Below are 11,760 nucleotides of genomic sequence, written 5' to 3'. Positions count from 1 at the left end.
GTAACCATATTCAGCGCCACACGGGGAACGGCAGACCAGGCCGCACCTGATTGTGTAGGCCCGGTGAAATTACTGACCAGCGTCAGTGCGGCACCGCTTTCCACGGACTTAACTGGAAGCGTATAGGGAACGCCGCCGACAGTGACAACAATAAAATCTCCGGCCGCCACCTCGGTGGTAAACGCGGTCCCGCTGCCCGCGACCGCAGCAGAATTATTCGTCAGGGTTAAGGTTCCTGCTGACATGGATATCTCCTGAATTCAGATAATAAAAAACCCGCCGGAGCGGGTTATTTTTGTATTTCATTGAGGACAATTCGAACTGGTGAAGTTATTTTTATTCACCCATCGCCAGTTAAATGGATAACCGGCCCTGTACTCAGTCTGATTAGCAACCTTTCGCACACCGTAAATGTGCACTGACTGGGGCAGATCACCAGACACAAACTCAGCCTGACAAACCGGTTTCTGTTTCTCAAGAACAGGTCCTGAACACGCTGAAAGCACCAGACAGACAATAACCGGAATTATTATATTTTTCATTTCGACACCAGGGTTAATTATTTAAACAAAAAATAACCAATAGCATTGAATAATAAAAATAGTTTTAATAGATCAATATTCTAAAATTGATCGTTTAAATCGATCAGTTTAATCATATGCGGCTGTGTTTATCGCCGTTATCACAATGCCGCTATTCGTTGATCCGATCGAGGCCCCACTTGCAGTGGTTGAACTTTGCCCCCTGATTCTTGTACCACCAGTGTCGTCATGGCAACCCGTCCCCACATCAACAGACTGAAATATTGGCTGCCCACCTGGTGCAGAACCAGCGTGGAGGATGACAGATCCCAGCCCCATCGGATTTACAGCCCATTTCCCCGGCATTGTGACATCGATATTAATTCCACCCGTAACCGCCCCGGGCGTCCCGATAGTTGTCAGATCTGTCAATACCCTTGATTCGTTTGTAAGAACCAGTGTGCCTGATGCATCCCATATAGCGATACCGTGACTGGGTAAGGTTTGCGGAGTTATTGCGAAAAAATATGCTTCAAGAGTAAAAGCAGCCCTTCTATAGTTCGAAGCAGAAACATTAAATAAGTTCCCTTCTTTTACGGCTGATATTTTTGCCGCAGCACTTGTTCTTGCGAATACAATCCCTGCCTTTTGATTGAAAATATTTTCCTCAATAACCGCAGAGTTAAAATCACCATTATAATTTGAGTTTAACGACACTTTTTTATAAAGTGTCAATGGTGTGGAATCCGGAGTAACAAAAGGATTTCCATTGGGTAATGCTAGCAAAACACCATATTTTGCCATTACACCTTCTCCGCAAAAACAATCAGCTGAACCTGATTTGCAGGATAGTCGTTAACACCGTCGCCCGTTGATGGCTGAATTGTAATTGTGTTACCGGAAGCAAGAATGTTTCTTTTGTTTGTGTACGCAATCAAACTTGCTGCCTCCGCAGTCCCTACTGTAAAGCCAACTTTCAGGCCCGGTTCCAGGTTGAAAGAATAAGAGCCGGTTTTCTGATCCACTAACAGATCGATTATACCAACTACGCTGATTGGTTTGATTCCGTAGTTATTAGGGACGCCATTAGCGTCCCATGTCTGTATCCCCCACTCCATCAAAACACTCCTGTTAATTTCCCAATCTGCACGCGAAGAACGCCATTCCCGTCCTTAACGCTCTGGGTTGTGTTGGTGATTTTCATTGCCCCCTCCCCGGCAACTGCCCCATTCATTTCAAACGTTCCGTCTGATTTCATGATGGTGCCAGTTTGCCCCTGGACATAATTGGCGGAGCGCAATTCGCCAATTTTTGCCAGCGTGATTTGGCTATACTGGATAAATGCATCACTGATAAAGACCTGACCATTGACCACCGCAAAGGGTGAATATTGCGTATCACCGCTGCCACTCATCAGGACGAACTGATTGGCGTTAAACCCGACACGGGTGACTACCGGCTTGCCCGATTCCGCCAGCACCGCAATCGACATCCCGGCGTTATACATGACTCCGTTAATCCGGACTCCGGTTTTGAGGGTGTAAATCGCAGATGCTCCGGTGGCATCTACTACGGCAGTAAGCTTGTCCTCCAGTGCGGCAGTTACATTATTGAACTGCGCCTGCACCTGCGTCGACATTTCAGCCATGGCCTTATCTACCTGCGCAATGGTCGTTTTAACCACCAGAATATCCGCGCGTACTTCGCCGTACTGCGCCCACTGATGCTCTACCGTTCCATGGTTGGCCAGCGCATTCTGCAACGCGGCTTCCAGGTTGGTATCAATGTCGCCTGTTAGGCGGTCACCGTCGGCAGACGTCAGGAAATCATCAGCAATATCGCCCAGGTAGTCGTCAGCATTCGCGTTGGATTGGCCACGAACCCAGTCGGTCCAGTCACTCTGATTACCAATACGGTCGACCAGGCGAGCCCGGTACCAAAATTCAACACCAGCCTTTAAACCCAGTTGTGTGTAGGTGTGTTGCGGATAAGGAACTCCTGCAAGCAGCAGAGGATTATCCCCATTTCCGTTTGCTGAATAATGCAGTTCGGTCTGGAGGGTATCACCTGTATCCGCCGGAAAGGACCAGTCAACCTGTATACCCCAGTTGATTGCTGTGGTGCGCAGACCAACCGGCTTGGGAACATCCCCAGTACGTCCAGTGAGATGAGTCAGCACAGAAGAGGTCCACAAACTGGACGCTCCACCAGAGTTAATGGCGCGGACTCTCACGAGGTAATCGCCTGAGAAAATCCCGGCGACCTCTATATTGCGCAGACCCGTTTCAGGGATATTGATCCAATCATTATCACCGCGTTTCCACTGTGCCTGATACGCGACAATATCTGCCTGAGGTTTCCCGTTTTTATCTACTGGCGCATCCCAACTCGCAACCATGGTCGCAAGACGCTGCCCCTGCCGGACCGAATCGTAGCTACTAATCGTAATGTTTGTCGGTTGCCCTACCAGGCCTGTCGGTATCAGACTGATCGGTGGCGTATCCAGTCGGGCATTGTTATCAACGGCATCATATTTCGCCCCGTTGTACTCTGCACCGGTGATACTGTAGGTGTTCTCCTCATCGTTAAATGTCAGATTGGTTACACGGAAATACTGGAGGCGCAACTGACCTGCATCGATAACAAAAATGGCATTAGGTAGTGGCTCACCGGTAAAGGCAGTTGCCAGTATCAGTTGCTGGCCGTTAACCGCCTGAATGGTTCTGCTCTCAACGGTACCGCCCTGGGTACGAATCATCAGCGTATCGCCGGCCAATGCGCTTGTTCCCCGATCGGTAGTTACAGATTTTAGCCCGGCATCGTATTCAGTAATTCGCCCGCCATAGACCCGGCCAGACAGCCGCTCATCGGCAAAGGCGAACACTGTCCCAGGTACATAGGCGAAGCCATCGAGTCCAGTCTGAACAGTGATAATGAGATCCAGCGAGTTGGAGTAGACGGCCCACCCTCCGCGGCGCTGCGCCTCGCTTTCACGTGTACAGCCAATAGCCGTCAATTGCGTCTGCTTAAACTTGAACTGCTTAACCAGCTCGGGAAACATCACTGCCGTTGTGCGATCCTGATAGTGGTTATCCGGGTCACTAAAGTTAATCAGCGCAGAGCTATAGCGGTTCTTTTCACTGCCGCTGGAATAGGTTGGTTTCCCGACCACCGAGGCTCGGGTGAGGATCTGGAGCTTTGACGTATCAGCAGGCATATCCGAGACAACATTGAACATGTTGTTGCCCCAGAACGTCATACCATTGAAACCAGCCGCAATATCCTTAATCACCTGCCAGGCATCAGCCTGAGCCTGGATATAAACGTCAAACATAAAGCGAGTCTCGGTACCGCTGCCACCCTTACCATCCGGCACCTTCTGGTCGCAGCGCTGGGCAATACGGTACAGCTCCCATTTATCGAGCATCGCTGGCGTAACCCTGCTACCCAGTCCGAAGCGCGGCTCAGTAAGAATATCGAACCAAATCCACGCCGGGTTGTTACTCCAGGACCATTTGAATGTACCATCCCATGTACCGCCATAAGTGCGTGTAATCGGATCGTAGTTCTGAGGGATGCGGATTACCCGACCTTTCGGCTTGCAGGATATCTTCGGGATATTGCTGAATGACTTAGCATTGAATGACACATACAGCAGTGCTGTATGCGGATAACGGAGACGCGCGTCAATCACCTCGGTGATCGCCTGTACCTGCGTTTTGTTCTGGAGCATTTGGCTGGTACTGTCAACAGTATCCCGGACAACCCGAATCTGCCAGCCGGTTCTGGCTTTGGGAAGATTAATACGGTGGGTTAGTTCGTAGAGCGAACTGAGCTTTTCTGTGACGGTTTTAGTCATGACTGTCGAGTAAGCCCCACCGTCGACAGCAAGGTCGATATGGTACTGAACCGTTGTGCCGACAATATCCCCATCGTTTTCCTGCTGCTGTAATCCAGGGATACCAATACGTACCAGCACCGCGTCAATCTGGGTGTTACTGATCGCACGAGTCCATGGGGTAACTTTCGTCAGCGACACGCCAATACTTGTTTCATTTTCAACTGCCGGGAAGCCGGGGATTGGTGTCTGAACCTGAGTGCCGGGACGGAAGTCCCAGGTAACGTTCTCAAAGTTCATTGAACCGTCTGCATTTCCCAACGGGGTTCCGTCAAGGAAGATGCGCGTGGCATCCAGTTCACCAGCAAATTCACCTTCACCCAGCGCCAACAACATACGACAACGCGCCATTGATTGGGCTGAATCAGGCTGTTCTACAGGTGTATGCTGTTTTTGACTCCCGCCCTTCGCACCAGTAATCGTTGCCATATTGCATCCATAAAAAAACCCGCCTAAGCGGGTTGGTTTTTGCTGTGGCTAATCACTGAAAATACGTGACTAACCTTATCTCGTAATCGAACGTATTTTCAATTCCAGGCTTTTCCACATGAGTGATGATGTCTCCGGGGCTCAGTCGTCTGCCAAGGACATTAATTGTAGAATTGAATTTCTGGTAGTCCCGTCCCCAGTCCATTTTTAAGCATCCCTGCTCACTCTTTTCGCCTGTGAAAGGATAATCCCCGGGAGGTAAAGAACCGTAGCCATATCCCGTAATTAGGCCATATACCTTTTGTTCAGGTTTGATATGTCCGTTGAAATCAATAGCTGCAACAAACTCTAAAGTAGATTCCATGCGAGGATCATTTTCCTCTTTCAACCATTCAGCGACTATTTTTACAGCTGGCATTGTTGTGTCCCCATAGTGGAATGCTGTTGAAGGTAGCATAACACTACGCATGTTAACCGCGAGCTATGTTGCTGAAACTTAAATATCTTCTGCAACGATTCCTGCACTAATAATTGCACCGCCGATCTCCCGCTCCCCATAGAGTGCGGCAACCGGGTTACCCATTGCCAAGGTGTTTACTGAGCTGCCGAAAGCATAGCTGGGTTTGTTATCGGGATCATCTCGCCCCTGAAGTCCTTTTGGTTGGGGTGATAGCATCTGGTAGATACCTCCGGCCATCATCCCGATACCCGCAGATATCATGGCACCACCTACAGGGGAAGCCCAACCAAACGAAAGACCAGTAACCACGATACCAGCTACCACCATCACGGCTCCGAGAATGGTCTGAAATATACCGGCCTTCTTTGCACCTTCCATAACCGGTGCAATACGAATATCGCTATTCCCAGCAAGGTTCTGGTAGTCCTCAACCCCGATGTTTCTTTTTCCACGAAACACCGCGAACATCATTCCGTTTTTCTTCGCATTCATCAGGAAACTTTCCAAACCGTCCTGGTTGATACATAACGCCTTCACGGCTTCCGCTGGCGTCTGCACCGCCAGTTTATGCACGCGCCCAAATCTCGCGCCCAGCGCACCGTACAGGCGAATTGTCGTTAACCGCGCCATGGTTTTATTTCCTGAGATAAGTTTTTATGTCGGACGCATATCATCGTCCGGTCTTTGAAATAGCCGCGCGAGTACGGCGTGATGCAGGATGGTTGCCCGTAGAGATGATGAAGTATCTCACCTTCTTCGGTAATGATCCCCGCATGGTTCCACTTAGCAGATTCAACCTGCATGATGACCATGCAGCCTGGCGACGGGCCGCATTCTATGAAGCCCTCTTTCTCCCAGTTATCGAAATAGAGGTTGTCAGGATACTGGCTTTCCCACCACGGGTAATCGACCCGGAAATCAGTCAGCGTTACACCCTGGGTTGCATGCCAGTCCATGACCAGCCCCCAGCAGTCGTGAGAGCCCAGAATGAACGGGCGCCCAATAAGCGGGATGGCATCCGGCATGATTTCGGCATAATCATCGCAATCAGGTGCGTAGATACCCCATACCACGCCTGACTGGTTGCATTGCTGGCGATCGAGGTCTGAGGGGATAGTCCTAGCGCCATCGCCAGGATGCGAGTGAATGACTCGAATAATGGTCCCTGCATCCTCAGCATTTGCCCAGTGCTCGCCATCAATACGGAAATGCTCAGACGGGTTTTCATGACTGTTCGGTACCGGAATATATCGCTGACGCCGTCCTGACTGGATGACGAAGCCGCAGCACTCGCGTGGCGATTCCTCCAGAGCATGCACCCGGATAGCGTTCATTATCGTTTTGTTCATATTGAAGTCCGGTTATCGGGAGAAGAGAACAGTTGCCGGGAATCCACCAAAATCGAGGGTGGCAGTATTGGGTTCAACCAGGCCCGCACCAAATCGCTTGCGGCAATCACTGAGGCAGCCACCACATACATCCAGTGCCGGATCGGCAACCGAGTTGCCCTTGGCATCAAAGTAGGCCGTGCCGTTGTAGGTGCAACCGTCTCCACTACGGTATTGGCCACGCAACGCCCACTCGCACATCGATGTAATTTGACGGGTGGGAATAACCAGGTTCTGCAAATCCGCAGGGCTACTCAACGACCACGTAACCACCTCATCATCTTCTGAGGTTTTGGTGTCCAGCCAGAAGGTCTGGAGCGTGAACATTGTCGGGTCTGCCGTCGGGTTCACGCCGCCTGGGAAGTTAACCGCGTCCAGATAAACGGCGTAGGTGTCGATGATGCTTACCTTCGCGTTAACCATGTCCTTGAACTGTAGGCAGAGCGCAGTGATATGCCCGTCAAGGTTCGATACGCTCAGCTTCGGCTCAGCGGCCTGGTCGGTCGAGAGAGCGAGGTCAGAAATCTGGAATGGCCAGAAGTCGAAGGTCTTTCCATCCCAGATAATTGGCTTTGGTCCAAGCTTAGTTTCATCACCGTTCGCCGCATCAATCTCGGCGGACGTATGGGGAAACGGACTGTAGTGAAAGCGGTGAATGCCGCCGCTGAACTCTGAAGCATCTACTTCGACCAAGCGGACTCGACCGCCCGGCGCCAGCATTGCAGCTGTATCAATCAGTGCTGTCATGCTCCACCTCAGGCATAGACGCCGTAGGCGCGCTTAATGGTGAAGGTCAGCTCGGCGAACTTACTGCTGATCTGGTTCTTTCGCACTGAATCGGCCACGACGCGATAAAGCCCCTTCACTTCGCCAGGAGGCTCGATGATAAAAGCCTTAACGGTATGCGCCAGCAGAAAGTCACGGACGGTATTCACTTCAGAGTCAGTGCCCACATGCTTCATCGGTGCCTGAATAGCAGTCGAGTTAATGCCGTTCTCGGCTACCTGCTCATAACCATCACCGAACTGCGCAGACCTTATTGTTTGGCTGTATTCGACGGCACCAGCGCCGAGCTGCGAGTGCCAGTTGTATGTTTCAACGGCCATATTTACTCCATAAAAAAACCCAGCCAGGGCTGGGTTCATAGATTGCCAATTATGACTTTCACTTACCGCGATTCTCTTTCATTTCTTTGTACATATTTAAAGCGAATTCAAGATCATTAGCGCTACTGTCAACTTTTTCTTGGCAACGATTGAATCCGCGCAGGGGTTCTTTCCCATCACTAGCAGGTTCTTGAGATAACCCCTGGGCTTCACGCTGAACTCTGTCAGCCTCTTGTATGGCTAAATTTGGCGCGTCAATGATGCAAATCGTTTTTGGAACAGCCATTTTTGTAGATAATTTAAGATATCCCCAATAGCTTCCAGCAACTCCAAAAATAAACGACACGAGCACACCAAATAAAAAACAAAACACTCTATCTTTTGTCACCTAATACTCCTTATGGTTTTCCCATTTATATTCTTTGTCTCGGTATCGTTTGGACCATTCCCTGAGTTCGTAACAATTGGCATTTCTAATCCCGCAACCGTGAAGACTTTATTCACCATCATTCCCTGATTAATATTGTTTGCGCATAATAGCCAGGTGATGCTTTGATGTAACCTGGTGCGCATGATATTGCTCTCTCAGGATCACATTCAGGCTATTATTTTGTCTGGAATTGCCTTCCAAGCAACCCATCACTTCTGGTAGCCCTCATTAAGACCTCGGTCACTTTGGCCTCAATTTCCTTTCCTAACGCCCTTGCTGCGGCATTCCCATCTCCAGACGAGTTTGATGATGTGTTGCCCTTATTATCGACATAAATATCTATGTTGACCTGCGGTTGCCCACAGCTCCCCCCTTGGGCTCTTACCCCGAGACGACCTGATGAGTCGCGCGTGAGTGGCATGATTGCCTCCGCCCCGGCTTCAGCGAAAACGCCACCTTTGGCGAACTTAGATGCACCCTGGAATGTGAAATACTGGGGAGTGTCGTAGACACCGTTCACGTATTTACTGAGGCCCGAAGATTCATAGACTCCACCTTTAGCGTTGAACGTTACCCCTGCTGCAGCATTTGCATACGATCCACCAGGTGTGGCTCCACCTCCCGAACCACCACTTATCCATCCCATAGCTGCCTGCACCGTATAGGCCACCATGAGACGGTTCGTCACATCAAGGATCATCTTGAGCATGGATTTGCCGAATTCTTTAACTGATGCTTTGCCAGTGGTCATCAGCTCAGTCAACATGTCGCTCAGACCTGTTAGCGTGGAACTGGCAACGTTCTTAACGGCGTCGTAAGTGTTCGTGGCTGCATCAAGATATTCATTCCAGCCACTCACCGCACCTGCTTTCCAGTCTCCCCGTAATTTGTCTTCTTCAGCGTAATACTTTCTGAGAGCTGCCAGTTCTTTTTCATAACCGGCATCCTCAAGTTTACCACCACCGTTGAGCCAGCCCTGGCGAAGCTGCGCTTCTTCCATCATGCGTTGAGTTTGGCGACTGCTGAAGCCTGCACTAGCACGCAAAGCATCGGTCTTTTCCGACATCTGGGTGACGTACTTATTAGCCTGCTGTTCCAGGCCGTTAATCTTCTGCTGGGCCTCTACTTCTTTGTTCTTCTGATCCACAACCTTAGCGGCATTCAGAATGGCTTCACGGCTCGACAGGAGTGACTTCTCCTGCGCGGTCAGCGCGCGGTTTTTGGCGACCTCGTCCAGTTCCGCAAAGCGTGACTGTTGTTTGCTGAATTCGGTATTTTTGGCGTGAATATCGCCGGTCTGACGCAGCGTTTCGAGCGTTTCAGTTAGGGTTCTGGCCTGAGCGCGGTAGTTCTCCAGGGTGCGATCGCCAGAATCCAGCGTAGCTCTTGCCTCTTTGGTCTTTTTCGCAGAGTCTTCTGCAAGCTTCGAGACTGCGTTTCTCGACTCGCGGCTCGAGCCCCCTTCCCCTTTAACGCTGGCACCTCGCGCTTCGGCTTCATAGCTTGCCTGTGCATTAGGCGCAGTGACCCGCTTCCAGAGTTCATCGTAGCGTTTTTTGTTCGCTGCGATCTCTTTGTCAGCTTCCGCCCCAGCCTTTTTCATAGCCTCAACATCCATGCCGAGGAAGTCGGTTATTGCTCCGCCGCCCGGGATTTTCTCAGCCCATCCTGCAATGGTCCCAGTAAACTTGGAATCCAGAGAGGTGATGTTGAGGAACAAGTCCTTTATCGAAGCTTCAACCAGGTTGAAAATATCGATCACCTGATTTCCCCAGGCGCGGACAGTAATCCCGATATCATCAAAAGAGTCAGATGCTGTTTTCTTCAACCACTGCCAGGACTGCCCAATATTGTCGGTGGCCCTGTTGGTCTCTTCTGCGCGCTTTGCCATAACGCCAGCAAACAGGTTGATGGCTTCGTTTACCGCCGCCTGCTCCCCCTTCTGCTTACGCAACTGGATGATGTGCTTCATCATGGCTTCGTCGACAAAGCCATATTGCTCATTCAGGCTCGCTAGGCCCTTTACCGGGTCGCTGACAATCTTGCCGAAGTCTGACATTGCCGCTTTGGTGTCGCTTCCAGCCTTGCCCATGAGCGTGATGGAGGCGGTGATCTGCTTCATCTGGCTGGCGGTATATTTACCAGTGTCATTCAGCGTAACCAGCGTATCTACGGCGGAACTGATGGATGTATTTGTCTTGCCGGCGACCTCTTCAGCAGCCTCATTTAGCTGCTGCATTGAGGCGAAGCCAGCGCCGCCCATCATGATGACCGACCGGGCAACCTGGTCGAACTGTTCAGACGAACTGTATGCCGCAGCAGCCAGCAGACCAACCGTACCGACCAGACCTGCCAGCGCAATAGTGGTTGGGTTAATCATCCCGGCCATGCTGCGGATGTATTCGCCAACACCCGACAGCGCGTCCTGCACCGAGCCGAACTGGTCTTTAATCTGCCCACCCTGCTGGAGCAGGATCAGGAATGGGGACTGTCCACCAGCCAACTGCGTGGCTATATCGGTGAACTGTGCCGGAAGCGTCCGCATCGCAGCACTGTACTGGCCTACGGAGATACCGGCGCGGCGCGCGGCGGCTTCCTGCCGCGACAATGCCTCAGGCAGAACGTCAGCCACGCCAGTGAGTCGCTCACGCGTCTGGTTCAGGATGGTGTTGAAGTGCTCGAATTGAGCGCTATTGATGCGCCCTGATTCGAAGTGCGCCACCAGCTGCGCATGCTGCTCATCCAGCGAGTTAAATGCCCGAATCGTCGGGTCGATTGAGCCCAGCAGGTTTTTCAGTGCTGCGGACTGCTTCTCTGCCGCTTGGGTGGCGGCCAGTTCTGCCTGCGCTTTCGCCGCCGCTTCGCCAGTGTCGGTTAGCTTTAGGCGAGTGTCGTCCAGAATTTTGCTATACGCCTGGAACGAATCAGTATCAAGAAAGCCCTTCGCCTGGAAGTTACGCAGCGCTGCCTGCTGCTCGTCAAGCCGGTTCAGCGCCTTGTTTACTGGGTCGATGTTTTCCAGCAGCCCCCTCAGTGCAGCCTGCTGCTCTTTGATGCCTTCGCTGCCCTGCTTCGCAGACTCAGCACCGGCACGGAAAACACTGTTCAGGTCATCAGCCTTGCCGACGGCACCAGCTGCCGCCTGGCCGAGTTTATCCAGTTCATTGCTGGCCGTTTTCAGGTCGGAAACATCAGCCCGCAAAGTAATCGAGGCGATTTGGTCTGACATTATTTCGTCTCCTTATGCATTACCTTAAGTGCCTCGCTTTCCATGATTTGAAGGTCAGCCATACAGGCCGCCGCATCCTCAACCCCGTGTAACTCGAACATCCAGGGGAGAACGTTGTAATCAAGGCCGGTCACCCCGCTCGCGCCGACTCGCCACTGGGTCGCCAGGGAAGAGAAGATGGTGAAGGACCTCCACACCGAGGGCAGGATCCCCACCTCTTCCTCCACGTCCTCAGGCGTCAAACCAAAAGCGCTCAGCTCCGCGAGCGTCGGTCCCGGCGTATACAATGCTGCGGCGAC

Annotated in this window: 12 protein-coding genes and 1 pseudogene; all 13 read right to left on the bottom strand. The window is 51.5% G+C overall.

The window, feature by feature from the left end; all coding sequences use genetic code 11:
- A pseudogene (locus OGY72_RS08655) lies at positions 1–245 on the bottom strand (phage tail fiber protein); the annotation flags it as partial.
- Between the two features lie 57 nt (positions 246–302).
- Positions 303–542 carry a phage exclusion lipoprotein Cor gene (gene cor, locus OGY72_RS08650; protein ID WP_286547092.1) on the bottom strand — a complete coding sequence of 80 codons (240 nt, stop codon included), beginning with the start codon at positions 540–542 and terminating at the stop codon, positions 303–305.
- A gap of 108 nt (positions 543–650) precedes the next feature.
- Complete coding sequence (locus tag OGY72_RS08645) at positions 651–1,325, bottom strand: hypothetical protein (RefSeq protein WP_286547577.1); 675 nt, start codon at positions 1,323–1,325, stop codon at positions 651–653.
- A complete protein-coding gene (locus tag OGY72_RS08640) occupies positions 1,325–1,639 on the bottom strand; it encodes a hypothetical protein (RefSeq protein WP_003826224.1) in 315 nt (104 codons plus the stop codon). Before OGY72_RS08640 ends, OGY72_RS08645 begins: the two co-directional genes overlap by 1 nt.
- Complete coding sequence (locus OGY72_RS08635; protein WP_286547576.1) at positions 1,639–4,848, bottom strand: TipJ family phage tail tip protein; 3,210 nt, start codon at positions 4,846–4,848, stop codon at positions 1,639–1,641. Before OGY72_RS08635 ends, OGY72_RS08640 begins: the two co-directional genes overlap by 1 nt.
- Positions 4,849–4,900: 52 nt before the next feature.
- The gene (locus OGY72_RS08630) at positions 4,901–5,266 is read right to left on the bottom strand and encodes a hypothetical protein (RefSeq protein ID WP_137377983.1); all 366 of its coding nucleotides are present in this window, start codon (positions 5,264–5,266) and stop codon (positions 4,901–4,903) included.
- A gap of 78 nt (positions 5,267–5,344) precedes the next feature.
- Positions 5,345–5,938, bottom strand: a complete 594-nt coding sequence (locus OGY72_RS08625) for a tail assembly protein (RefSeq protein ID WP_286547575.1) — start codon at positions 5,936–5,938, stop codon at positions 5,345–5,347.
- Positions 5,926–6,657: a C40 family peptidase gene (locus OGY72_RS08620; protein ID WP_136391995.1), complete on the bottom strand. Its 732-nt coding sequence runs from the start codon at positions 6,655–6,657 to the stop codon at positions 5,926–5,928. Before OGY72_RS08620 ends, OGY72_RS08625 begins: the two co-directional genes overlap by 13 nt.
- Before the next feature lie 12 nt (positions 6,658–6,669).
- The gene (locus OGY72_RS08615) at positions 6,670–7,443 is read right to left on the bottom strand and encodes a phage minor tail protein L (protein WP_286547574.1); all 774 of its coding nucleotides are present in this window, start codon (positions 7,441–7,443) and stop codon (positions 6,670–6,672) included.
- A gap of 8 nt (positions 7,444–7,451) precedes the next feature.
- Positions 7,452–7,802 (bottom strand): phage tail protein, encoded by a 351-nt coding sequence (locus OGY72_RS08610; protein WP_286547573.1) that lies wholly within the window; start codon positions 7,800–7,802, stop codon positions 7,452–7,454.
- Positions 7,803–7,860: 58 nt separating this feature from the next.
- Complete coding sequence (locus tag OGY72_RS08605) at positions 7,861–8,190, bottom strand: hypothetical protein (protein ID WP_032943631.1); 330 nt, start codon at positions 8,188–8,190, stop codon at positions 7,861–7,863.
- A 217-nt stretch (positions 8,191–8,407) separates the two neighbouring features.
- Entirely contained in the window at positions 8,408–11,461 is a 3,054-nt protein-coding gene (locus OGY72_RS08600; protein WP_286547572.1) for a phage tail tape measure protein, read from the bottom strand.
- Positions 11,461–11,748: a DUF1799 domain-containing protein gene (locus OGY72_RS08595; RefSeq protein ID WP_019076573.1), complete on the bottom strand. Its 288-nt coding sequence runs from the start codon at positions 11,746–11,748 to the stop codon at positions 11,461–11,463. Before OGY72_RS08595 ends, OGY72_RS08600 begins: the two co-directional genes overlap by 1 nt.
- Positions 11,749–11,760: the final 12 nt, after the last annotated feature.

The sequence above is a fragment of the Citrobacter sp. Cpo221 genome (genome assembly GCF_030332345.1).
Taxonomy (GTDB): Bacteria; Pseudomonadota; Gammaproteobacteria; order Enterobacterales; family Enterobacteriaceae; genus Citrobacter; species Citrobacter portucalensis.
Note: the sequence above shows the minus strand (reverse complement) of the source record. Positions and strands in the feature narration are given on the sequence as shown.

Coding starts and splice junctions, on each gene's coding strand:
- OGY72_RS08620 (WP_136391995.1), bottom strand. CDS start 6,657: ATGAACAAAACGATAATGAACGCTATCCGGGTGCATGCTCTGGAGGAA.
- cor (WP_286547092.1), bottom strand. CDS start 542: ATGAAAAATATAATAATTCCGGTTATTGTCTGTCTGGTGCTTTCAGCG.
- OGY72_RS08630 (WP_137377983.1), bottom strand. CDS start 5,266: ATGCCAGCTGTAAAAATAGTCGCTGAATGGTTGAAAGAGGAAAATGAT.
- OGY72_RS08615 (WP_286547574.1), bottom strand. CDS start 7,443: ATGACAGCACTGATTGATACAGCTGCAATGCTGGCGCCGGGCGGTCGA.
- OGY72_RS08610 (WP_286547573.1), bottom strand. CDS start 7,802: ATGGCCGTTGAAACATACAACTGGCACTCGCAGCTCGGCGCTGGTGCC.
- OGY72_RS08635 (WP_286547576.1), bottom strand. CDS start 4,848: ATGGCAACGATTACTGGTGCGAAGGGCGGGAGTCAAAAACAGCATACA.
- OGY72_RS08625 (WP_286547575.1), bottom strand. CDS start 5,938: ATGGCGCGGTTAACGACAATTCGCCTGTACGGTGCGCTGGGCGCGAGA.
- OGY72_RS08640 (WP_003826224.1), bottom strand. CDS start 1,639: ATGGAGTGGGGGATACAGACATGGGACGCTAATGGCGTCCCTAATAAC.
- OGY72_RS08600 (WP_286547572.1), bottom strand. CDS start 11,461: ATGTCAGACCAAATCGCCTCGATTACTTTGCGGGCTGATGTTTCCGAC.
- OGY72_RS08645 (WP_286547577.1), bottom strand. CDS start 1,325: ATGGCAAAATATGGTGTTTTGCTAGCATTACCCAATGGAAATCCTTTT.